Origin of the sequence: Glycomyces sambucus, from assembly GCF_900102815.1 — a bacterium.
GTDB lineage: Bacteria > Actinomycetota > Actinomycetes > Mycobacteriales > Micromonosporaceae > Glycomyces > Glycomyces sambucus.
Map to the genome: position 1 here is coordinate 368,151 of NZ_FNGF01000005.1, position 22,272 is coordinate 390,422.

Annotated in this window: 15 protein-coding genes and 1 tRNA gene; 11 read left to right on the forward strand and 5 right to left on the reverse strand. The window is 71.5% G+C overall.

The annotated features are described in order from the left end of the window. Positions 1-225 precede the first annotated feature (225 nt). Both guaB and BLS99_RS17005 read left to right on the forward strand, forming a co-directional pair. Positions 226-1,716, forward strand: a complete 1,491-nt coding sequence (gene guaB / locus BLS99_RS17000) for an IMP dehydrogenase (RefSeq protein WP_091052338.1) — start codon at positions 226-228, stop codon at positions 1,714-1,716. A gap of 24 nt (positions 1,717-1,740) precedes the next feature. Further along, on the forward strand, positions 1,741-2,862 hold the full coding sequence (locus BLS99_RS17005; protein WP_091052341.1) for a GuaB3 family IMP dehydrogenase-related protein: 1,122 nt from the start codon (positions 1,741-1,743) through the stop codon (positions 2,860-2,862). A gap of 49 nt (positions 2,863-2,911) precedes the next feature. Here BLS99_RS17005 and BLS99_RS17010 read toward each other — a convergent pair whose 3' ends face one another. From BLS99_RS17010 to BLS99_RS17020, 3 genes are read right to left on the reverse strand one after another with little or no spacing between them, the layout of a single operon-like run. Continuing rightward, complete coding sequence (locus BLS99_RS17010; protein ID WP_143034843.1) at positions 2,912-3,340, reverse strand: hypothetical protein; 429 nt, start codon at positions 3,338-3,340, stop codon at positions 2,912-2,914. Continuing rightward, the gene (locus BLS99_RS17015) at positions 3,337-4,332 is read right to left on the reverse strand and encodes a hypothetical protein (protein WP_091052346.1); all 996 of its coding nucleotides are present in this window, start codon (positions 4,330-4,332) and stop codon (positions 3,337-3,339) included. Before BLS99_RS17015 ends, BLS99_RS17010 begins: the two co-directional genes overlap by 4 nt. A 38-nt stretch (positions 4,333-4,370) precedes the next feature. After that, the gene (locus BLS99_RS17020) at positions 4,371-4,892 is read right to left on the reverse strand and encodes a hypothetical protein (protein WP_091052348.1); all 522 of its coding nucleotides are present in this window, start codon (positions 4,890-4,892) and stop codon (positions 4,371-4,373) included. A 306-nt stretch (positions 4,893-5,198) separates the two neighbouring features. On the opposite strand from BLS99_RS17020, the gene BLS99_RS17025 reads away from it, so the two are divergent. Together BLS99_RS17025 and BLS99_RS17030 are read left to right on the forward strand one after the other, a co-directional pair. After that, positions 5,199-8,756 (forward strand): adenylate/guanylate cyclase domain-containing protein, encoded by a 3,558-nt coding sequence (locus BLS99_RS17025; protein ID WP_218126549.1) that lies wholly within the window; start codon positions 5,199-5,201, stop codon positions 8,754-8,756. Between the two features lie 387 nt (positions 8,757-9,143). Then, positions 9,144-11,135: a serine/threonine protein kinase gene (locus tag BLS99_RS17030; RefSeq protein WP_143034844.1), complete on the forward strand. Its 1,992-nt coding sequence runs from the start codon at positions 9,144-9,146 to the stop codon at positions 11,133-11,135. Between the two features lie 122 nt (positions 11,136-11,257). Here the strand turns inward: BLS99_RS17030 and BLS99_RS17035 are convergent, their stop codons facing one another. Together BLS99_RS17035 and BLS99_RS17040 are read right to left on the reverse strand one after the other, a co-directional pair. Continuing rightward, on the reverse strand, positions 11,258-12,253 hold the full coding sequence (locus BLS99_RS17035) for a ribonucleotide-diphosphate reductase subunit beta (RefSeq protein WP_091052355.1): 996 nt from the start codon (positions 12,251-12,253) through the stop codon (positions 11,258-11,260). 134 nt (positions 12,254-12,387) lie between these two features. After that, positions 12,388-14,784 (reverse strand): ribonucleoside-diphosphate reductase subunit alpha, encoded by a 2,397-nt coding sequence (locus tag BLS99_RS17040; RefSeq protein WP_091052358.1) that lies wholly within the window; start codon positions 14,782-14,784, stop codon positions 12,388-12,390. A 366-nt stretch (positions 14,785-15,150) separates the two neighbouring features. Between BLS99_RS17040 and BLS99_RS17045 the strand changes: the two genes are divergently transcribed. The 7 genes from BLS99_RS17045 (at position 15,151) to BLS99_RS17075 (ending at position 22,145) form a co-directional block, all read left to right on the forward strand. Next, positions 15,151-15,223, forward strand: a tRNA-Arg gene (locus BLS99_RS17045). 318 nt (positions 15,224-15,541) lie between these two features. Then, positions 15,542-16,528, forward strand: a complete 987-nt coding sequence (locus BLS99_RS17050) for a glycoside hydrolase family 11 protein (RefSeq protein WP_091052361.1) — start codon at positions 15,542-15,544, stop codon at positions 16,526-16,528. A 206-nt stretch (positions 16,529-16,734) separates the two neighbouring features. After that, the gene (locus BLS99_RS17055) at positions 16,735-17,409 is read left to right on the forward strand and encodes an LppX_LprAFG lipoprotein (RefSeq protein ID WP_091052364.1); all 675 of its coding nucleotides are present in this window, start codon (positions 16,735-16,737) and stop codon (positions 17,407-17,409) included. Beyond that, entirely contained in the window at positions 17,396-18,862 is a 1,467-nt protein-coding gene (locus BLS99_RS17060) for an MFS transporter (protein ID WP_091052367.1), read from the forward strand. The genes BLS99_RS17055 and BLS99_RS17060 overlap by 14 nt, the downstream gene beginning before the upstream one ends. Before the next feature lie 38 nt (positions 18,863-18,900). Further along, entirely contained in the window at positions 18,901-19,191 is a 291-nt protein-coding gene (locus BLS99_RS17065) for a GNAT family N-acetyltransferase (protein WP_091052369.1), read from the forward strand. Between the two features lie 234 nt (positions 19,192-19,425). Further along, entirely contained in the window at positions 19,426-19,911 is a 486-nt protein-coding gene (locus BLS99_RS17070) for a hypothetical protein (protein ID WP_091052371.1), read from the forward strand. A gap of 212 nt (positions 19,912-20,123) precedes the next feature. Continuing rightward, positions 20,124-22,145, forward strand: a complete 2,022-nt coding sequence (locus BLS99_RS17075; protein ID WP_091052374.1) for a HelD family protein — start codon at positions 20,124-20,126, stop codon at positions 22,143-22,145. Positions 22,146-22,272: the final 127 nt, after the last annotated feature.

The following is a 22,272-nucleotide window of genomic DNA, read 5'->3' on the forward strand; positions in this document are numbered from 1 at the left end:
CGGACCCGCGCGGTGCCCGTCCCCAGGGCCGTTTCCGCGCCCGTCCGGTCATCCGCTGACCGGACGCCCTGGTCCCCGCCGTGAATCACACCCCACGGGGACGTGTGCGACGCGGGGCGACGCACGTTACGGCACTACCATTGCTCCATGGCGTTCTCAGGGGATTTCGGAAACCAAGGGCTCGAAGGCGCTGCCGGCGAGCGTGTCGGAGGCACCACGGTGCCCATGGGCGCGGCCAGCGGTATCCCGCTGGGCCTCACCTACGACGACGTGCTGCTGCTTCCCGGCGAGTCCGACGTCGTCCCGGCGGAGGTCGACACCTCCTCCCAGCTCACCCGCAACATCCGCATCTCGGTGCCGCTCCTGACCGCGCCGATGGACACCGTCACCGAGGCCCGCATGGCGATCGCCATGGCCCGCCTCGGCGGCCTCGGCATCCTCCACCGCAACCTCCCCGCGGAGGAGCAGGCCCAGCAGGTGGACCTCGTCAAGCGCTCCGAGTCCGGCATGGTCGCCGACCCGGTCACGTGCTCGCCCGACGACACCCTCGGCCAGGTCGACAAGCTCTGCGGCAAGTACCGCATCTCCGGCCTGCCCGTCACCGACGAGAAGGGCAAGCTCGTCGGCATCATCACCAACCGCGACATGCGGTTCGAGACCGACCACTCCGTGAAGGTCTCCACCGTCATGACCAGGGAGAACCTGGTCACCGCGCCCGAGGGCGTCTCGCAGGACGAGGCGCTCGAACTGCTCAAGAAGCACAAGATCGAGAAGCTCCCCATCGTCGACGCGGACTTCTTCCTGCGCGGCCTCATCACCGTCAAGGACTTCGCCAAGCGCGAGGAGTTCCCGAACGCGTCGAAGGACGGCTCCGGGCGCCTGCGCGTCGGCGGCGCCATCGGCGTCGGCGAGGACCAGTACGCGCGCGCCGGGCAGCTCGTCGAGGCCGGCGTCGACCTCCTCGTCGTCGACTCCTCCCACGGGCACTCCCGCGGGGTGCTCGACATGATCGCCTCGATCTCCAAGGACTTCGGACACAAGGTCGACATCATCGGCGGCAACATCGTCACCGCCGGCGCCGCGGCCGCCATGATCGAGGCCGGCGTCGACGGCATCAAGGTCGGCGTCGGGCCCGGCGCCATCTGCACCACCCGCGTCGTCGCGGGCGTGGGCGCGCCCCAGGTCTCGGCGATCATGGACACCGTCCGCGTCGCCCGCGAGCGCGGCGTCCCCGTCATCGCCGACGGCGGCATCCAGTACTCCGGCGACATCGCGAAGGCCATCGTCGCAGGTGCCTCCACCGTCATGATGGGCCAGCTGTTCGCCGGGTGCGCCGAGAGCCCCGGCGAGCTGATCTACATGAACGGCAAGCAGTTCAAGTCCTACCGCGGCATGGGCTCCCTGGGCGCCATGCAGTCCCGCGGCCAGGCGAAGTCCTACTCCAAGGACCGGTACTTCCAGGACGCGGTCGACTCCAACGACAAGCTCGTCCCCGAGGGCGTCGAGGGGCAGGTCCCCTATCGCGGCACCCTCGCACAGGTGGTCTACCAGCTGGTCGGCGGTCTGCGCATCGCGATGGGCTACACCGGGGCCGGTACCATCGAAGGGATGCATGAGCGCGGGCGTCTGGTCCGGATCACCGCTGCGGGACTCAAGGAGAGCCACCCGCACGACATCCAGATGACCGTGGAAGCGCCCAACTACCACACGCGGTAGTCGGGCCCGGTAGGAGGAGAGACTGTGCGGGAATTGGTCGAGATCGGCCCCGGCAAGATCGTGGCGCGCGGCTGGAGGCTGTCCGAAGTGGCGCTCGTCCCGACCCGGCGCACCAGGGACATCGACGATGTCTCCACCGAATGGCAGCTCGACGCCTACCGCTTCGAGATCCCGGCCGTGGGGCACCCGTCCGATGCGACGATGAGCCCGGCGTCCGTGATCGAGATGGGCCGCCTCGGCGGCCTCGGCGTCCTGAACGGCGAAGGGCTGTGGTGCCGCTACGTCGACCCGACGTCGCTGCTCAAGGAGCTCGCGGACACGCCGGCGGAGAACGCGATCGAGCGGCTCCAGGAGATCTACGCCGAGCCGGTGAAGCCCGAGCTCATCGCCGAGCGGATCGCGGAGATCCGGGCCGGCGGGATCACCACGGCGATCCGCTTCAGCCCGCAGCACACGGCCGAACTCGCGCCGCTCGCGGTCGAGGCGGGCGTGGACCTGCTGGTCATCCAGGGCACCATCGTGTCGGCGGAGCACGTCTCCTCCGGCGGCGACGTCCTGAACCTGAAGCAGTTCATCGCCGACCTCGACATCCCGGTCGTCGTGGGCGGGGCCACGAACTACAAGACCGCCATGCACCTGATGCGCACCGGCGCGGCGGGCGTCATCGTCGGGGTCGGCTCCGACGACTGGTCGACCACCGACACCGTGCTCGGGATCGACGTGCCGATGGCCTCCGCCATCGTCGAGGCCGCCGCGGCCCGCCGCGACTACCTCGACGAGACCGGCGGGCGCTACGTGCACCTCATCGCCGACGGCGAGGTCACCAACTCGGGCGCGATCGCGAAGGCCGTCGCGTGCGGCGCCGACGCGGTCATGCTCGGTTCGATCCTCGCCGACGCGGCCGAGTCCCCGGCCGCCGGCGCCTGGTGGCACTCCGCGGCCTCCCACCCGAAGCTGCCCCGCGGCCGCTTCCGCCCGGGAGACTCCGGCGACGTCGAGGTCCCCGACCTCGAGGCCATCCTCTACGGCCCCTCCAACTCCTCCGACGGCTCCCAGAACCTCTTCGGGGGCCTGCGCCGGGCCATGGCCAAGACCGGCTACACCTCGGTCAAGGAGTTCCAGAAGGCCAGCCTGGTCACCGCCTAGACCCAAGCCGACTCGGGGCCCGGACGCAGCAGCGTCCGGGCCCCGGCGCTTATTCCGCCGCTTTCGGCATCCGCGACACCATCGCCGCCCACTCGCGCCGGTCGTAGCACCAGGCCGGATACTGCGCCCGCTGCCGCCGCCCGTCGGGGCGGACCCCGTAGATGCGGTTCTGCGACCGCGAGTACTCGACGCACACGAATGCGGGCTTGGCGAACACGGGTCGGAAACGCTTGCGACCGACCGCCAGGAGTGACTTGGTCCGCGGGTCGTACCCGATCCGGCTCCACCCGGCGAGCACGACCGCGCAGGCCCCGGCGCAACCGGCCGGCATCCCCACCAGCAGGCCCTGCAACGACATGTCGACGACCCCGCCGACCGTCAGCGCCCCGAACATCACCGCGACCCCGAGCGACAGCCCCAGAAGCCACCCGAACAGCACCCGGTTCGGCCCGGCGATCACCAGCGAACGAGCGCTCATCGCGCGCTTTTCGCGGCATCCGCGAGGAACCGGTCCACGAACACCTTCCAGGAGTCCAGGTCGCGCGCCCAGCCCCTGGCGATCTTGCGCCGCTTCCCGTCGGGACGGACCTCGTAGAGGCAACCGGTGTAGACCGAGAACTCCAGCCGCTCGAACCCGGGACGCGGGTACTCACGGGCGGGGCGGCCGAGGGACTTGACGCTGACCCGGCCCTCCTTGTAGGTGAGCACCGGTCTGAGGAGGAGCGGCAGCGCACCGAACAGGAAGTAACCGGCGGCCGCCAGATGCAGCGAGCCGACCGAGTCGAAATCCCCTCGGTGCGGCCACAAAGCGAACACCTCCGTGACCAGCCCGGCGAGGAGGAAACCGCTGAAGAACCGCCAGCGAATCCCTACCTTGACCACCGGTGCCCGCAAGTCCGATGGCTCGCCGCCGCCTCCGCTGCCGATCTGGTGCGCTCGGAAGACGTCAACGAACTCGGCCCAGGTGGCGTGATCGACCACGACGGTGAAGCGAGCGATGATGCGCCGCCTGCCGCTTGGTCTGACCCGTTCCAACCTGCCGCGGTAAATCGAGTACTCGAGGCGGTCTCCGGGGCGCCAGCGGCCGAGCGCCCGCCGTATCTGACCGGTACCGCTCCAGACTTTTCTTCGATCCACGTCGTAGGTGAGCAGATTCCGCTGCGTCAGCACGAGGGTGGCCATCATTGCGGCGTACATAGGTGGGAACTGCAGCGCGAACAAGACCGTTTGACTCTGGAGTCCGAACACTCTCATGAGAGAGATGCCGAGCACGCATGCCGCCGGCGCGAGCAGCCAGCCGATCGCCGCCGTCCACGTCAGCAGGCGGCGCCTGTACTCGACGGTGATGATTCGCGGCCTCGTCTCGATGCCGAGGACCTCGGCGATCTCTGTCGGGGTGAGGCGCAGCCGGAAGCGCGGTGAATCGCCCTCCTGGATCGGAGGAGTCGCAGGCTCGGGAGGAGGGGCCATATGGGGTGTCTTTCATGTGGGAGAGCGCGGAGTGCGGCTCAACGGCATGATCCTAACTGGATCCGCCCCTCGTGTGGGTTCGGCGACGTCTGAGCCGGTGCCCCTCCCGAGTGCTCGAGCAGGAGGTCGGCGAGAGCGGCCCAGTCGCGCCGGTTCGTGTACTGGCGGAAGACCGGCAGACGGCGACGCCTTCCGTCAGCGCGGACCTGGTAGATGCGGGCGTTATACGGCGAGTACTCGATCCGGTCGAAGCCCGGGCTCGGGTAGACGTCCGTGAACCTCCAGTTCGAGCTGCGCGGGACATGCAGCCTTCGACTGCGGACGTCGAAGCGGAGCGGCTCCCGGAACAGCAGGCCGAGAGCCCCGGAGCCCCAGCCCAGGGACATGCCACCTGCGAGGGACAGGAGCATTTCGACCGGATCGCGCTCGGCCACCGGGTCGAGCAGAATCAAGGCGATGCCGAGCGGGATGCCGACGGCCGCGATGAGCGCGCAGCGGAGCCGGTCGGTTCGGATCGTGAGCGCTCCGTGATGCGGGGCGGCCTCGTCGGCCGGAGGCATCGGCTCAGGCTCGGGGGGAGGGGCCATATGGGGTGTCTTTCGGGTTCGAGGGGGTGCCGAGGGGGGAGGGGTGCAGGTCGACGGCATGATCGTAACCGAATCAGCCGTTCGGGTGGGGGTCGGCGATAACGGGGGAGGGTTGGTCCTCTCCTCGGGGATTTGTGCCGCCGCACACAGGTATCTGTCAGCTAGGCCACGTATCCTTGCCACCGTGAATCGCAAGATCGTCCCCGTTCCCACAAGGAGTGGGGAACAACACAGCCCTGTCATGACGTTGGTGCTGCTGTGACCTGCCCGTTCTGTTCCGTGCCCACCGTGCCGGGCGCGCGCTACTGCCACAACTGCGGCGCGCCCCTGTCACCCGAGGCGACCGCTCCCCAGACGGAGCGGCGTTATGTCACGGTGCTCTTCGGCGACCTCTCCGACTTCACCACCTGGTCCGAGAGCCTCGACCCCGAGCGGGTCTCCTCCGTCACCGACCGGCTGCTCGCGGAGTGCGTGAACGCCGTCAACGAGTTCGGCGGGCACGTCGACAAGCTCACCGGCGACGGCATCATGGCCGTCTTCGGCGCCCCCCTCTCGCACGAGGACGACGCGGAGCGGGCGGTCCGCGCCGCCCAGGCCATGCAGAAGCGCGTCCGCCGGCTCCTCAAGGCCGAGTCCGGCGGGGGCCTCCCCATCGGCCTGCGGATCGGGCTCCGGTCCGGGCTCGTCGTGGCCGGCATGCAGGCGAACCTCGAGTACACCGTCATCGGCGACACCGTGAACACCGCCGCGCGCATCTGCGCGATCGCCTCGATCGGCACCATCTGGGCCGGCGAGGAGACCATGCGCGCCACCAAGCACGCCGCCTCCTGGCGCCGGCTCACGCCCGTGCGCCTCAAGGGCAAGCGCGAGCCCGTCGAGGTGTTCCAGCTCCTGGGCCTCGAAGACGAGCCCGGGACGCGCGCGAGCCTCGGCGACACCGCCCCGTTCATCGGCCGCGACGCCGAGATCGGGCGCGTGACCGGCCGCCTCGAAGCCGTCATCGACCGCGCCGAGCCCCTGGTCCTCATCCACACCGCCGAGGCCGGCATGGGCAAGACCCGCTTCGCCCGCGAGGTCCGCACCCTCGCCACCGAGCGCGGCGCCCGCGTCCTCACCGTCCGGGTCGCCCCCTACGGCGAGGGCCGCCGCTTCGGGCCCCTCGCCGACCTCGTGCGCAAGGCCGCCGGCCTGCGCTTCGACGACGACCGCGCCACCGCCGAGGCCAAGCTCCGCCGGATCGCCGACGGGCACCCCGACCACGGCGAGTGCCGCCTGAACATCACCCTGCTCCTGGGCCTCCTCGGCCACGGCCGCCCCGGCGCGGCCGACCGGGTCGGCGGGTTCACCGGGCAGCAGTCGGACGCGTACACCATCCCCGAGGCCGTCGCCGAGCTCATCACGCACATGTCGACGCACGGCCCGCTGGTCCTCATCATCGACGACCTGCACACCGCCTCCAAGGACGGCATCGACGCCCTCGGCGTCGCGCTCGCCAAGATCCACGGCCCCGTCCTCGTCCTCCTCTACGGCCGCCCCGAGCTCACCAGGTCCTCGGGCGTCCTGACGCGCATCTCCGAGGCCGAGGTCCACCCGCTGCCGCCGCTCGCCGGCGCCGACGCCGCGCGCCTCCTGCGCGAGTTCCTCGGCGGCGGCCGCCTGCCGAAGCCCGACGAGGACCGCCTCCTCGGCTTCGCCCAGGGCAACCCCTACTACCTCGCCGAACTCGTCACCCTCCTCACCGAGCAGGGCCTGCTCTCGGGCACCGGCGACCAGTGGCGCCTCGCCGCCGGGTCGCTCACCGGGAAGGTCCTCTCGCGCGACCTCGCGCAGGTCCTCGGCGCCCGCATCGACGCCCTGACGCCCGCCGCGCGCGCCCTCCTGCGCGCCGCCTCGATCTTCGGCGACGCCGTGCCCCCCGAGGCCACGCAGCTGCTGGAGAAGGAGGTCCCCGGCGAGTTCGACCTCGCGCTCCAGGAGCTCCTCGACCGCCGCATGCTGCGCCGCCGCTCCTACGGCGGCTACCGCTTCGTGACCCCGCTGCTGCGCCAGGCCGCCTACGCGCCCATCGGCAAGGCCGACGCCGCCCACGCGCACGCCGAGATCGCCCGCTGGGCCGCCGACACCGAACTCGAGGGCCAGAGCGCCGACGATCTCGTGGTCTTCCACGCCGAGCAGGCCGTCACCCTCGCCCGCGAGGTCGAGATCGAGGCGATCGACGAGGTCTGGAACGTCCTCCCGCTCGCCGTCGACGCCGTCCGCAAGCAGGCCGACCGCGCCATGGACGCCTCCGAGCCCGAGCGCGCCGTCGCCCTGCTCAACGGTGTCGAGCGCATCGCCACCCTCTCCTCGGACGACCGCCTCCTGCGCGGCCGGGCCCTCACCCGCCTGGGCCGCACCGTCGAGGCCGAGGCCGAGATCGAGGGCCTCGCCATCGACATCGGCCTCATCCCCGACGAGGACCACACCGACGACCACGCCGACGAGCACGGCACCGACGACCACCCGTCCCCGCGCCTGTTCGGCGACGACTTCCCCGAGGACGCCTCCGAACTCGTGGCCCAGCTCCTGCTGCTGCGCGGCCGGCTCCACCGCTACAAGGGAGAGCTCGCCGAGGCCCGCGGCGCCTGGACCGCCGCGCTCGCGCTCTCGCGCCGCGAGGGCCTGGCCGGTCCCCGCTGCGACGCCCAGTGCCGCATCGGCCTCCTCGACTTCCTCGCCGGGCACCTCTCCGAGGCCGAGACCCGCTTCCTCGACGCCTACGACGTCGCGTACGGCGTCGGCGACGACAAGCGCCTCGCCTGGGCCCTCCAGCACCGCGCCTGGGTCCTCGTGGCCCGCGGCGACTTCGACGGGGCCGACGAGGTCCTGCGCGAGGCCGCCAAGGCGTTCGCCCGCCAGATGGACCTGGTCGGCCGCGCCTGGGTCCGCGGCGTGTCCGCGTTCGCGCTCCTCATGGCCGGGCGCTTCACCGAGGCCAAGCGCCTCTCCGACGTGTTCATGCCCATCGGCGAGCGCTCCGGCGACGTGTTCGCCGTCGGGCTCCTGCGCGCCATCGGCGCCGCCGCCCAGATCGGCCTCGGCCACCCCGAAGGCGCCGATGCCCTGGCCCGCAAGTCCTTCCGCGACTTCGAGCGGATCGACGACGACTGGGGCCGCGGCTTCGCCAAGTACGTCCGGGCCCTCGCGGCCCGCTCGATCGGCGCCCTCGACCACGCCCTCGACCTCGCCGCGGGCGCGGAGGAGTACGGCGCCAAGACCGGTCACCCGCTCCTCATCAGCCTGGCGCACAACCTGAGGGGCCGCTGCGCCCTCGAGGCCGGCGACCCCGCCACCGCGGAGGCCGCCGCCGAGGAGGCGCTGGCGCTGGTCACCGACGACGTCCTCGAACCGGGCCGCGCCGCCAACACCGCGCTGCTCGCGGACGTGCGCGCCGCCAAGGGCGACCGGGCGGCGGCCCTGCGGATGCTCGAACCCCTTGCGGCCCATTACGACGAGCCGTCCCTGGGCCGGCCGCGGCGGGCCATCGTGGCCCGCTACGCGCGCCTGCTCGACGAGGACGGCCGCCCCGACGAGGCCGCGGAGTGGGCCGGGATCGCGCTGAAGTCCTTCGGCGAGGACCCCGAGGCCACGGCCTGGGCCGCGCACTACCTCGACGCGCCGGAGTCGCGCGAAGCCGAATGTCTCAGTGCTGCTTCAGAACACGGTGCCGCTTCAAAACACAGGACCGCTTCAGATCACAATGCCGCTTCGGAACACAGCGCCGCAGCTGCCAGTGCCGAAGGCGCTGCGACGGTGGACGCCGCCGGTCTCGACGGCACCCGCGTGGCGGGGGCCTGAACCGGATGGGGCGGGGACGCGGCGGGCGGACGGGCACACCCGCGAACGCCGCCGGCATGCCCGTCCTCCCGCGCGCTACACGGGGGATGCGTTCACTATGCGCCACCGGTACTTCGCCCTCGGGAAGCGACATATCATCCGTTCGGCCAGTTATCGCTGGCTCTTCGTCTAGGGGTATACAGAATCATGGACGCGTTGCCGTACCGTTATCCGATAGGTCCCATGACTCGGATCCCCCAGGCCCGAGTCGCTCCCAGGACGCAGCGGCGCGCTCCCCGGCGCTGACCCGCGCACCGACCCGAACAGCTCGACACTGAACAGCTCGACACCGAGTGATGCTTCGGCTTGCACGTCGGCCGAGAACGGAGGCAGTTTCCAGTGGACACCATGTCGTCCTACGGTGCTCCAACCGCTCCCCTCTCCCCTCCGAGAGCCAGAGCGGAGGCCGACCCCGAAGCGCTCCTCCACGGCATCGAGCGGCTGACCGGCTTCAGCGAGATCGACCGCGGCGCCTACTCGACCGTCTACAGCGCCACGCGCTTCGACGACGGGGCCGAGGTCGCCGTGAAGATCGAGGCCCGTCCGCTCACCGACGACGCCTCCCGCGAGCGCTTCCGCCACGAGGTCCAGACCGCCGGACGCCTCTCCGACCACCCCTGCGTGGTCAAGATGCTCTCCGCCGGCCTCACCCACCAGGCCAACCCGTACGTCGTCATGGAACGCTGCCGCGGCTCCGTCGCCGACCTGCTCGACCGCCACACGACCATCCCCCCGCACCGCACGATCGAGATCGGCATCCGCATCGCCGACGCGCTCGCCGCGGCCCACGAGGCCGGGATCGTCCACCGCGACATCAAGCCCGCGAACCTCCTCATCGACCACCACGGCCACGCCGTGCTCGCCGACTTCGGGCTCTCCAGCCTCATCCCCGTCCCCCGTCCGGGCGAGCGGTTCTCGATGATGGCGACCCCCGCGTACGCGCCCCTGGAGGTCTTCCAGATGCGCGAGATCGGCCCCAGCGCCGACGTCTACTCCCTCGCGGCCACCCTCTACGCGATGCTCAGCGGCAACCCGCCGCGCTTCCCCGCCGACGGGGTCCTCGACATCAACGAGGTCGCGGCCCTGTTCGACCAGTCGATCCCGGCGATCCCCGGTATATCGCCCCTGCTGCTGGAGATGCTGCGCACCGCGCTCATCAACAACCCCGACGGGCGCCCGACCGCGGTCGAGTTCCGCGAGTTCCTCGCCAGCATCCCCGAGGCGTCGACCGGGATCATCCCGCGCATCACCGACGACCTGCCGCTCGCGCCCTCGCCGGCGTCCCAGGGCCTCTACGGCGCGTACACCTCGCCGCCCACCGAGTTTCGCGAGCCCCCGGCCCGCACCTCGGGCCGCGCCGCCGACCGGGCCGCCGCGTTCGACCGCAACACCGACCGCACCGGCCGCGTCCCGGCCCCCGACCGCACCCCCGCCCCCGGCTACGCCGAGCTCGACGGCGCCCCCGACTCGCCCCAGACCCTCCGCCTGGCCCCGGCCAAGCGCCGCGGCCCCATGGACGACCCGGAGACGACCAACCTCGCCCCGGCCCGCCGCGCCGCCCGCCCCGACACCCAGGCCCGTCCTGACACCCAGGCCCGCGCCGCCGCACCGGTCACGCCCCCCGCCCGCACCTCCGCGGGCGCCGCGCGGGTCCCCAGCCCGCCCGTGAGCCCCCCGGCGAACCTCGGCGGGTCCCAGCCGCCCTCCGGCGACTTCGCGAGCGAGACGGGCCGCTGGGAGGCGTACAGCAAGGACGAGCGCGACGCGCGGCTCCCCGTCCCGGTCGCCCGCAACGAGACGGGCCTGACCCGCCGCGAGCGCCGCCTCCAGGAGGGCGACAAGGGCGGCTCGGAGATGGGCCGCCTCATCGGCATGGGCGCGGTCGGCCTGGTCATCCTCGGCCTGCTCATCGCGGGCGGCGTGTGGCTCTTCGGCGGCGGCGACGAGCCGACCGACCTGGCCGCGCAGTCCATGGCCGACGACTACGTCTCCTCCTGCACGCTCACCGTCGAAGGCGCCGGCTGCGTCTCGGAGCCCGCCTGCTTCGACGCCGAGTTCGCCGCCGCGAACTGCGACTCCGCCCACCTGTGGGAGGCGTACGCGACCGGCCAGCTGCCCGAGGGCGTCGCCGACGCCGAGGCCGCGCGCGCCGACCCGACGGTGGCCGCCGCGTGCGTGAACGGCCAGGCCGACGGCGGGCCGCTCTCGCAGCTCGTCTCCAGCGGCGCGGTCGACTGGATCACCGACGTCCACATTCCCGGCGACGGCACGTTCCTGTGCGTCGCGCAGCTCAGCGACGGCACCGAGGCGTCCGGCTCGACCTTCGCCCGCGAGGGCTGAGCGCCCCGAAAACAAAGAGCCTCATAGTCACAGACAACAGGTACAGCGAACAGAAGGGGCCCGGCGCATCGCGCCGGGCCCCTTCGCTCAGCCGCAGGCGGGAGACACCCTGCGGCCCGGGATCAGAACTCCTCGTCGAGGTCGACCTTGCCCTCCACGGCCACTTGGTAGGCGGTCGGCCTGCGCTCGAAGAAGTTCGTCAGCTCCTGGACGTCCTGGAGCGCCATGAAGGGGAACGGGTTCTCCGAGCCCCACTTCTTCGGCATGCCGAGGCGCACGAGGCGCTGGTCGGCGGCGTACTCCAGGTACGACTTCATGTCCTTCACGGTCATGCCGGGCATCCCGGCGCCGATCAGGTCCTCGGCGAACTGGAGCTCGGCCTCGACGGCCTCCTCCAGCATGTCGGTGACCTGCTGCCGCATCTGGTCGTCGAACAGCTCCGGCTCCTCCTGGCGGACGATGTCGACCACGCTGAACGCGAAGTTCATGTGGCAGGACTCGTCGCGGAACACCCAGTTGGTGCCGGTCGCGAGCCCGTCGAGGAGCCCGCGGCTGCGCAGCCAGTACACGTACGCGAAGGCGCCGTAGAAGAACAGGCCCTCGATGCACGCGGCGAAGCAGATGAGGTTGAGCAGGAACTTGCGGCGGTCCTCGCCGGTCTTCAGCTCCTGCATGTCGAAGACCTCGTCGATCCACTTGAAGCAGAAGTTGGCCTTGCGCTTGATCGACGGGATGTTGTTGACCGCGTCGAACGCCTTGGCGCGCTCGTCCGGGTCGGGCAGGTACGTGTCGAGCAGCGTCAGGTAGAACTGCACGTGCACGGCCTCCTCGAAGAGCTGGCGCGAGAGGTAGAGGCGCCCTTCGGGGGAGTTGACGTGCTGGTACAGGTTGAGCACCAGGTTGTTCGCGACGATCGTGTCGCCGGTGGCGAAGAAGGCCACGAGGCGGTGGATGAGGTGCTGCTCCTGCGGGGTGAACTTGGCGAGGTCGGTGAGGTCCGAGCCGAGGTCCACCTCCTCCACGGTCCAGGTGTTCTTGATGGCGGCCCGGTACTGGTCGTAGAAGTCCGGGTACTTCATCGGTCGCAGTGTCAGGTCCATACCTGGGTCGAGCAGCATGGGCGGGTCCTCTCGCTTGTCGGTTCGCTCAGGGGTGCAGGGCAGTTCGAAGTCGGTGTTCCAAAGGCGCCGCGGCCCGCGGGCGCGGGGCCGAAGCGCGGGCGGGGCGCCCGAGCGCCCCGCCCGCGGCCGCCCTACTGGCAGGCTTCGCAGCTCTCCGGGTTCTCCAGGGAGCACGCGATGTCGGCCGGGATCGCCTCCAGGTCCAGCTCCGTCCGCGGCGCCTGCACCTCGGGCTGCGCCGTCTCGGCCGCCTGGGCGCTGACGGTGGTCTGGTTGATGCGCGTCGCCGGGCGGCTGCGCAGGTAGTACGTGGTCTTGAGGCCCTGCTGCCACGCGTACCGGTACATCGAGGAGAGCTTGCCGATGGTCGGGCTGGCCTGGAACAGGTTGAGCGACTGGGCCTGGTCGATGAACGGCGTGCGGGCCGCCGCGAGGTCGATCAGGGCGCGCTGCGGCAGCTCCCACGCGGTGCGGTACCGCTCCTGGAGGTCGGCCGGGATCGCCGCGATGCCCTGCACGGACCCCTCGGCGAGGACGATGGCCTGGCGGACCTGCTCGCTCCAGATGCCGCGCTCCTTGAGCTCGGCGATCAGGTGGCGGTTGACCTGGAGGAACTCGCCCGACAGCGTCTCGCGCTTGAACACGTTGGACACCACCGGCTCGATGCACTCGGCGCAGCCGGCGATCGACGCGATCGTGGCGGTCGGCGCGATCGCGATCATGAGCGAGTTGCGCAGGCCGTGCTCGGCGATGCGGCCCCGGACGGCGTCCCAGCGCTCGGTGAGCGTGATCCGCGCGTTCGGGTAGTGATCGATGTGGAGCACGCCGTCGGCCGCGCGGGTCTCGGCGAAGTTCGGGTGCGCCCCGAGCTCCTCGGCGAGGCCGGTCGAGGTCTCGAACGCCACCAGGGCGATCCGCTCGGCGATCGCGGTCGACAGCGCCAGCGCCTCCTCGGAGTCGAAGGCGAGCTTCAGCTTGAAGAACACGTCGGCGAGGCCCATGCAGCCCAGGCCGATCGGGCGCCACTTGCGGTTGGCCTTCTCGGCCTCGGCGGTCGGGTAGAAGCCGAGGTCGATGGTGCGGTCGAGGAACTTGACGGCGCTGCGGACCGTGGTCTCCAGGCGGTCGAAGTCGAAGCCCTCGGGCGTGGTGTGCTCGGCGAGGTTCACCGAGCCGAGGTTGCACACGGCGGTCTCGGAGTCGTTGGTGACCTCCAGGATCTCGGTGCACAGGTTCGACAGGTGGATGACGTTCTCTTTGCGCGCGGTCTGGTTCGAGGTCCGGTTCGCGGTGTCGGAGAAGGTCATCCAGCCGTTGCCGGTCTGGGCGAGGGTCCGCATCATGCGGCCGTAGAGCTCGCGGGCGGCGATGGTCTTGCGGGCCTTCCCGGCGGCCTCGGCGGCGCGGTACGCCTCGTCGAACGCGTCGCCCCACAGGTCGACCAGCTCGGGGGTCTCCTTGGGGTCGAACAAGGACCACTGGGCGTCGGCCTCGACGCGGCGCATGAACTCGTCGGGGATCCAGTTGGCGAGGTTGAGGTTGTGCGTGCGGCGCTCGACGTCGCCGGTGTTGTCGCGCAGCTCCAGGAACTCCTCGATGTCGGCGTGCCAGGTCGCGAGGTACACGCACGCGGCGCCCTTGCGGCGCCCGCCCTGGTTCACGGCCGCCACGGAGGAGTCGAGGGTCCGCAGCCACGGCACGATCCCGTTCGAGTGGCCGTTGGTGCCGCGGATGAGCGAGCCGCGGGAGCGCACGCGCGACCAGGCGATGCCGATGCCGCCGGCGTACTTGGAGAGGCGCGCGACCTGGCTGTAGCGCTCGTAGATCGAGTCGAGCTCGTCCTTGGGGGAGTCGAGCAGGAAGCACGAGGAGAGCTGGGCGCGGCGGGTGCCGGAGTTGAACAGGGTCGGCGAGGACGGCAGGTAGGCGAGGGCCGACATGAGCCGGTAGAGCTCGGCGGCCTCCTCGACGGACTGGCTCAGGCCGCAGGCGACGCGGAGCATGAAGTACTGGGGCCGTTCGAGGACCGTGCGGTGCTCGGGGTGGCGCAGCAGGTAGCGGTCGTAGACCGTGCGCAGTCCGAAGTACTCGAAGCGGTCGTCGGCGGCGTCGTCGACGACGGCGTCGAGCGCGGCGGCGTTGGCCTCGACGAAGGCGATGAGCTCCGGGGCGAGGAGTCCGTTGTCGCGGCTGGCGGCGATGGAGGTGGTGAACGAGGTGACGCCCTCGCCCGCGGTCTCCTCGGCGATGTGCTCGGCGAGGAGCCGGGCCGCGAGCTTGGAGTAGGTCGGTTCGGAGGCGACGGTCGCCGAGGTGATCTCGACGGCGCGCTCGCGCAGTGCGGTCTCGGTCGCGCCGGGCCAGAGGCCGGCCTCGATCTGGGCGATGACCTTCTCGGCGTCCACGTCGGGCAGACCCGCGGCGTGGACCCGGATGCGCTCGGCGATCCGCGCGGCGGGCCCCTGCTCGGGGCCCCGCTGCTGCGGTGCGGTGGTGGTGGCGGATGGCGTGGTGGCGAGCCCGGTCATCTCTGCATCCCCTCGTGAGGTGCGACCTGCTTGGTGGTCGCACGCTGTTGTGACGGCACGGCGGCGCCGCCCCCACGCGGTGGGAGTGGGTTGCGACAGCACCGACCTGACAGAGGGGAATCATACATGTTGTGGTCGAGGCTTGGGGGCGCCCCAAGATGATGTGTTTTTCTGGTGATTCGGGCGGCGAAACCGCAGCGTGTCCGCTAAGCTCGCAGGTTTCAGCCGAGTCAGAATATGCCCGCCCGCCGACACCGCGGCCGCCGAATCGCGGGAGGGCGACGGGGTGTGATCCTCACCGGGCAAACCGCGTTCGACCCCCGGCTCCGGGGCTGATAGCATCGTGCAGTCCGTCTCGGCGGGCACGCCTCCGTAGCTCAGTGGATAGAGCACTGGTTTCCGGGACCAGGTGTCGCAGGTTCGAATCCTGCCGGGGGCACAGGGATTCAGAAGGCCATCCGCGTTCGCGGGTGGCTTTTTCGCTGCTCTGAAACTTCCGGAAGTTCGGGCTTCGCGTGCTGGCGCAAATTCAGACTTGTCGATGGAGATTTTCGAGGGTTCTCGTTTGGGATTGCTCATGAGCAGTGGTGATGAGACCGGTTTCCGGAAGATCGGTGCCGAAAAGTTCCGATAGTTTTCCGGAAGTCATTGACACGTTCCGGGGCGCGGTCCACGATAGGTGTGATCGAGGAATAGATGTTTCTCGATGCGGTTCGCGTACGGGCGCGGACTGCCGGCACCCTTCCAAGGAGTCAGGATGAAGTACAACCCGCCCCCCAGCATCTTCAGCAGGCGGAACCTGCTGCTCGGCGGCACGGGCGCGCTCGCGCTCGGGGCCAGCGGGCTGCTCCTCCCCGAAGCGGCTCAGGCGCAGCAGACCATCACCACCAACCAGGAGGGCACCCACAACGGGTACTACTACTCCTTCTGGACCGACACCCAGGGCCGCGCCTCGATGACCCTCGGCTCGGGCGGGAACTACAGCTCCTCGTGGAACGGCGCCAACAACTGGGTCGGCGGCAAGGGCTGGGCCAACGGCGGACGCCGCACCGTCAACTACAGCGGCTCGGTCAACCACGGCAGCAACGGCTACCTCGCCCTCTACGGCTGGACCACGAACCCGCTCGTCGAGTACTACATCGTCGAATCGCACGGCCCCTACAACCCCAGCAGCGGCGCTTCGGGCCGCGGCACGCTCAACACCAGCGGCGGCACCTACTGGCTGGGCGAGTCCACCCGCTACAACGCCCCGTCGGTGGAGGGCACCAGGACCTTCCAGCAGTACTGGAGCGTCCGCCAGGGCAACCGCACCTCCGGGACCATCAACACCGGCGAGCACTTCGACGCGTGGGCCCGCGCCGGCATGAACCTCGGCAGTTTCGCCTACTACATGATCATGGCGACCGAGGGCTACCAGTCCACCGGCAACTCCAACATCACGCTGGACAGCAGCGGTGGCGGCGGCGGTGGCGGCGGTGGCGGCGGCGCCTGCACCGCGACGCTCTCGGCGGGCCAGCGCTGGAGCGACCGGTACAACCTGAACGTGAACGTCTCGGGCAAGAGCGACTGGCGGACGACGCTGAACATCCCGTCGCCCGCGAAGGTCATCGCGACCTGGAACTGCAACGCCTCCTACCCGTCCGCGCAGCAGCTCGTCGCCACGCCGAACGGCGCCGGCAACAGCTTCGGCCTCACCATCCAGGCCAACGGCAACTGGAACTGGCCCTCGGTGTCCTGCGCCTGACCGACCCGGGGACCCGGCCACCCAACCGCCGGGGACCCGCCCGGACCGCCCGCCGCGAGGCGGGCGGTCTTTCGCTTTCCGGAGACCGCGCCGTGCTCCTGCCTGCCGCGCCCCCGCCCGCCTTGCCCACCTCGGTAGTTCCCCGCCGCCGCCTGCGGGACCGTTCGCGGTTCCCCACCGGAGCGTGCGGGGCATAGGATCGGCCCATGCGATCGCAACCCCCCTTGCTCGGCGCCGCACTCGGCGCCGTGCTCACCGGCGCGCTCCTGGCCGGCTGCTCCGGCGGCGCGGACGACCTGCCCGCCGCCGACGAGGCGATGCCCAGCGCGGCCGCCGCGATGGCCGAGGTCGAGTCGGTCCACTTCGAACTCGCTGTCGACGGCGAGGTGGAGGGCCTGTCGGTCGAGAGCGCCGACGGCGTGGTCACCTCCGGCGGCGAGGCCGAGGGCACCGGGGTCGTCACCGCGCTCGGCATGGACCTGGAGATCGACTACACGATCATCGGCGAGAGCGCCTACGTCAAGGGCCTCACCGGCGGGTACCAGGAGATCCCCGTCGGCGACGAGATGCTGCCGTACGACCCGACGGTGCTGCTCGACCCCGACCGCGGGATCGCCGCGCTCCTGACCGCGGTCGACTCCGCCACCCCCGAGGACACCGAGACCGTCGACGGCGTCGACGCCTACCGGTACGAGGTCGTGTTCGACCCGGCCGCGTTCGCCGAGTTCCTTCCCGCCGCGGGCGACTGGAACACCGCGACCGTCTGGCTCGACCAGGAGCACCTGCGGGTCGTCAAGGCCGAGTTCGCGCAAGGGGACGCCACGGTCACCATGACCTTCGACGAGTACGACGAACCGGTCGAGATCGTTGCCCCCGCTTGACCCGCGGCGGCGGCGCCTCGCCGTCGGGGCCGCTGGCGCGGCCGTCCTGCTCGGGTCGATCGACGCGTACGTCCTCGTCAGCGTCCTGGTCGACATGATCGACGACCTCGACATCCCCGTGAACCACCTCGAACGCGCCACGCCGCTGGTCACCGGCTACCTCCTCGGCTACATCGCCGGGATGCCCCTGCTCGGGCGCGTCTCGGACCGCTTCGGGCGGCGCCCGGTCATCCACGTGTGCCTGGCGGCCTTCGCGATCGGCTCGGTCGTCAGCGCCCTCTCCACGGACCTGGCCCCGCTCGTGGCCGGCCGCGCCCTCCAGGGCCTCGCCGGGGGCGCCCTGCTGCCGGTGACGATGGCGCTCGCCGCCGACCTGTTCGCCGCCGAGCGCCGCGCCGTCGTCCTCGGCTGGGTCGGTGCCGCACAGGAACTCGGCGCCGTCGTCGGCCCCCTGGTGGGCGCCGGGATCGCGGCGCTCGTGGGCTGGCAGGGGATCTTCTGGATCAACGTGCCGCTCGCGCTCCTCGCGGCCCTCGCGGTGCAGTTCGCGCTCCCCGCGGAGACGCGGCGCCCGGACGCCCGCGTCGACGTCGTCGGCGGCGCCCTCCTCGCAGTGGCCTTGGGGCTGTTCACCGTCGGCCTCTACAACCCCGAACCCGAGGACGCGGTCCTCCCGTCCTGGGGCCCGGCCGTCATCACCGCGGGCCTGGTGGTCCTCGCCGTCTTCGCGCTCCAGCAGCGCCGGTCCGCCGTGCGCCTGCTCGACCCCGACGGCGTCCGGTGGGTCCCGTACGCGGCCTGCCTCGCCGCGAGCGCCGCGGCGGGCGCGGTCCTCATGGTCACGCTCGTCGACACCCAGCTCCTCGCCCAGACCCTCCTCGGGCTCGACTCGGCCGGCGGCGCGCTCCTGCTCATGTGGTTCCTCGTCGGCCTGCCGCTCGGCGCCGTCGCGGGCGGCGCCCTCGCCTCCCGCCTCGGCGAGCGGATCCCGGCCCTCGCCGGGTTCGCGGTCGCGGCGGGCGCGTACGTGTGGATCGCGCGGACCCTCCCCGAGGTCGGCCCCGGCCTCGCGCTGGCGGGCGCGGCCCTCGGCCTCACCATCGCCCCGCTCTCGTCGGCGGCCCTGCGCGCCGTCCCCGAGGACCGGCACGGCACGGCCGCCGCGTTCGCGGTCGTGGCCCGCATGATGGGGATGCTCGTCGGCGTCGCCGCCCTCACCTCCTGGAGCCTCCACCGCTTCCAGGAGTCCACCGCCGACCTCGACACCCCGCTGCCGTTCGGTGTCAGCGAATCCGAGTTCCTGGAGCGGCAGGCGGTCTACCTCGACGCCCTCGACCAGGCCCTCGCCGCCCAGTACGCCGACGTGTTCACCGCGGCGGCCGCGATCTGCCTCGCGGGCGCTGCCGCCTCGATCCTGCTGCCGGGGCGGGTGAGAGTGACGAGCGCCGTTTAGCCGGGCGCCGGGGGCCCCGCGCCGGATAGGGTGGCGCCATGGCGGATCTTTCTGTGGTCGAGAACGGCGACGAGCAGCGGTACGAGCTGCGGGGCGACTCGGGGGCCGTGCTCGGCTACCTGGAGTACCTGGAGCGCGAGGACTTCTACGTGCTGCCCCACACCGAGGTCGACCGGTCGCTGCGCGGCCAGGGCTGGGGCGACCGCCTGGTGCGCCACGCCCTGGACGACCTGCGGGCCAAGGGCGTCAAGGCGTACCCGACCTGCCCGTTCGTGGACCGCTGGATCCAGCGGCACGAGGAGTACGAGGACCTCCGCTACCAGCCCTGAGCGGCACCTCGACGGGCTCGTCTGCCGAAGCCCTTACGGGCGCTGAGGAGCCCGCGTCCCCGGCGGTTCCCGCGCCCTGTGCCGCACCGCCGCGGACTGTTCACCTCCGCGCAAACTTCGGGTTCAACTGTCGTTCACCTGGCAATGAAGCATCTTCAATATGCGCCTCCCGGTAGACCCCGCCCGGCCGACTCGACGCCGCGTCGCGCCCGCCCGCCCCGCAGGGGGCCGCTGATGCTGTCCGCGCTGATCCTGCTCCGCCACGTCGCCGCCGAGTCCGCCGACCGCCTCACCGACGCCCAGTCGCGCCGGGCCTGGGCGCTCGCCGACTTCCTCCAGCTCTACAACCCCACCAACCTGCTCTCCGGCCCCGGCAGCGCCTGCGCCGAGACCCTCGGCCCGCTCGCCGGCCGCCTCGGCCTCCAGAGCACCCGCTCGCCCGACCTCGCCTGCGACGCACCGAAGCTCACCCCCGCCCACGCCGCCGTCTGGCTCGGCGCCCGCGCCCTCCGCGCCCTGCCCGACCCGCGGCGCACCACCGTCGTCTGCGCCGAGGGCCCCGTCCTCGCCGCCCTGCTCGTCGCCGTCGCCGCCCTCGACGGCCACGACCTCGCCCACCACGCCCAGGAGCCCGCCGACGCGCTCGCCCCCGGCGGCGGGTGGGTCCTCCACCGCGACGACGGCCGCCTCGTCGACGTCAAGCCCCTCAGCGTCCGCTGACCCCCTGAGCGCCCCGGGCGCGCCGCCCCCGGACACGCCGAAATTGCATTGCACGCCCAGGTCAACCCCCGGTAAGGTCGACGGTTCGCCTTTCAGGCACCCGCCGCCGCGCTCCGCGCGCGGCACGTTCTGACGAATCCACCGGGGAGACTCCTGTGTCAGAAGCCGAACTCCGAGCCGAAATCGCCCACCACGAGCACGCCCGCGCCCTCATGGCCGCCATGCGCGACCTCACCGAGGCCATCCACCGCACCTACGCCGGCGACTTCGACGAGTCCGGGAAGAACCTGGGCATCGGCGACGTCGGGTCCGACCAGCACTTCGGCTGGGCCATGGCCAACTACACCGTCCCGCGCCTGGCCGACCTCACCGATCGCGACATCGCACTGTTCTTCGGCCGCATCTGGATGGACGACGGCGAGGACTTCCACATCGGCCGCCGCCACATCCGCGACGAACGAAACGACCCGATGGTCCTCGACTGGCGCGCCCCGCTCGCCGAGCAGTACTACCGCGCCTCCGCCCACGACCGCCGCGACGTCGCCAAGCGCCGCCGCTTCGGGTTCCAGGGCTCGCGCATCACCGGGTTCGAGGACGAGAACCTGCTCCTCGGCGAGGAGGTCGCCTCCGACATCCTCACCGCCGAGATCGAGCGCCCCCGCACCGGGCCGATGCGCGACATCGTCGCCACCATCCAGCCCGACCAGGACGAGCTCATCCGCCGCGACGCCGCCACGAACCTCTGTGTCCAGGGCGCCCCCGGCACCGGCAAGACCGCCGTCGGCCTCCACCGCGCCGCCTGGCTCCTCTACAACTACACCGGGAAGCTCACCAAGTCCGGCGTCCTCATCGTCGGCCCCAACGAGGGCTTCCTCTCCTACATCTCCGGAGTCCTCCCCACGCTCGGCGAGACCTCCGTCTGGCAGACCACCGTCCAGCAGCTCACCGGCGCCCACACCGCCGCCGCGACCGACACCCACGAGGCCGCGCTCCTCAAGCACGACGAGCGCATCGCCCTCGTCTGCGAGCGCGCCGTCTGGGGCCACGTCGGCACCGCCGCCGACGGCGGCGTCACGCCCGACAACGGGCTCCTCATCGCCGACGGCGGCTGGCGCTGGCGCCTCGGACTCACCTACCTCGACGAGGCGGTCGCCAACGCCCGCAAGCACACCCGCACCTACACCGCCGGGCGCAAGGCCCTGGAGGACGCGATCGTGCAGGGCGTGCGCCGCCAGGCCGAGATCCGCTCCGGCCACTCCCCGGACGCCAAGTGGGGCACCCGCATCAAGCGGACCGAGGCGGTGAGCGGGTTCATGGAGGCGGTGTGGCCCAAGCTGAACACCAAGGCCGTCATGAAGAAGCTCTACGGCGACCAGGCGTTCCGCGACGACGCCACCCGCGGGATCCTCTCGGCGGAGGAGGCCGCGCTGCTCGCCGGGAAGCCGGCGCGGCCGACCGCGGCCGACCTGCTCATCTCCGACGAGATCGAGTCGCACCTGAAGCTGCGCGAGCCCTCGGAGTCGTTCGGCCACATCGTCATCGACGAGGCCCAGGACCTCTCCCCGATGCAGTGCCGGGTCATCGCCCGCCGCTCCGGGAAGGGCTCGGTCACCGTCCTCGGCGACCTCGCCCAGGGGACCACCCCGTGGGCCGCGGCCTCGTGGACCGACCAGATGCGGCACCTCGGCAAGGGCCCCGACTCCGAGAACGGCCCCGGCTCCGGCAGCGGTTCTCCCCGAGTCACCGTCGAGCACACCGAGCTCACCACCGGGTTCCGCGTCCCGGCGGTCATCATCGAGCTCGCCAACCGGGTCCTGCCGCACCTGAACGTCGGCGTCGCCCCCGCCCGCTCGATCCGCTCCGACGGGTCCCTCGACTACATCGCCGGCGCGGACGTCACCGCGGGCGTGCGCGCCGCGGTCGCCAAGGCCCTCAAGGAGGAAGGGCTCGTCGGCGTCATCGCCGCCGACGCGCGGGCCGAGGAGCTGCGCCCGCTCTTCGAAGGGACCGAACGGGTCGAGCTCGTCGCCGCGAGCCTCGCGAAGGGCCTGGAGTTCGACCACGTCGTGGTCGTCGAACCCGTCGAGATCGTCGAGGCGCCCGCCACCGGGGGAGCGACGGTCGAGGGCGTCGGCCTGCGGCACCTGTACGTCGCGCTCACGCGGGCCGTCTCCCGGCTCACGGTCGTCCACGCGCGGGAGCTCCCCGCCGAGATGCGCGAGCCCGGGGCCTGACTGAATCCCGAACCCCGTGCCCCGAACCCCGTGCCCCGAACCCCGCGGCCCACCTGCCGCCGCGGCGTCTGATGTGGTCGGCCCCTCAGGTTTGATACCGATTTGGTCACAATCATCGGACGCCGCG

What these genes read in the sequence shown, in the direction of transcription:
- BLS99_RS17055 (WP_091052364.1), top strand. Translation starts at nt 16,735, where the DNA reads ATGCGATCGCAACCCCCCTTGCTCGGCGCCGCACTCGGCGCCGTGCTC.
- BLS99_RS17070 (WP_091052371.1), top strand. Translation starts at nt 19,426, where the DNA reads ATGCTGTCCGCGCTGATCCTGCTCCGCCACGTCGCCGCCGAGTCCGCC.
- guaB (WP_091052338.1), top strand. Translation starts at nt 226, where the DNA reads ATGGGCGCGGCCAGCGGTATCCCGCTGGGCCTCACCTACGACGACGTG.
- BLS99_RS17010 (WP_143034843.1), bottom strand. Translation starts at nt 3,340, where the DNA reads ATGAGCGCTCGTTCGCTGGTGATCGCCGGGCCGAACCGGGTGCTGTTC.
- BLS99_RS17035 (WP_091052355.1), bottom strand. Translation starts at nt 12,253, where the DNA reads ATGCTGCTCGACCCAGGTATGGACCTGACACTGCGACCGATGAAGTAC.
- BLS99_RS17015 (WP_091052346.1), bottom strand. Translation starts at nt 4,332, where the DNA reads ATGGCCCCTCCTCCCGAGCCTGCGACTCCTCCGATCCAGGAGGGCGAT.
- BLS99_RS17050 (WP_091052361.1), top strand. Translation starts at nt 15,542, where the DNA reads ATGAAGTACAACCCGCCCCCCAGCATCTTCAGCAGGCGGAACCTGCTG.
- BLS99_RS17075 (WP_091052374.1), top strand. Translation starts at nt 20,124, where the DNA reads ATGGCCGCCATGCGCGACCTCACCGAGGCCATCCACCGCACCTACGCC.
- BLS99_RS17020 (WP_091052348.1), bottom strand. Translation starts at nt 4,892, where the DNA reads ATGCCTCCGGCCGACGAGGCCGCCCCGCATCACGGAGCGCTCACGATC.
- BLS99_RS17065 (WP_091052369.1), top strand. Translation starts at nt 18,901, where the DNA reads ATGGCGGATCTTTCTGTGGTCGAGAACGGCGACGAGCAGCGGTACGAG.
- BLS99_RS17030 (WP_143034844.1), top strand. Translation starts at nt 9,144, where the DNA reads ATGTCGTCCTACGGTGCTCCAACCGCTCCCCTCTCCCCTCCGAGAGCC.
- BLS99_RS17040 (WP_091052358.1), bottom strand. Translation starts at nt 14,784, where the DNA reads ATGACCGGGCTCGCCACCACGCCATCCGCCACCACCACCGCACCGCAG.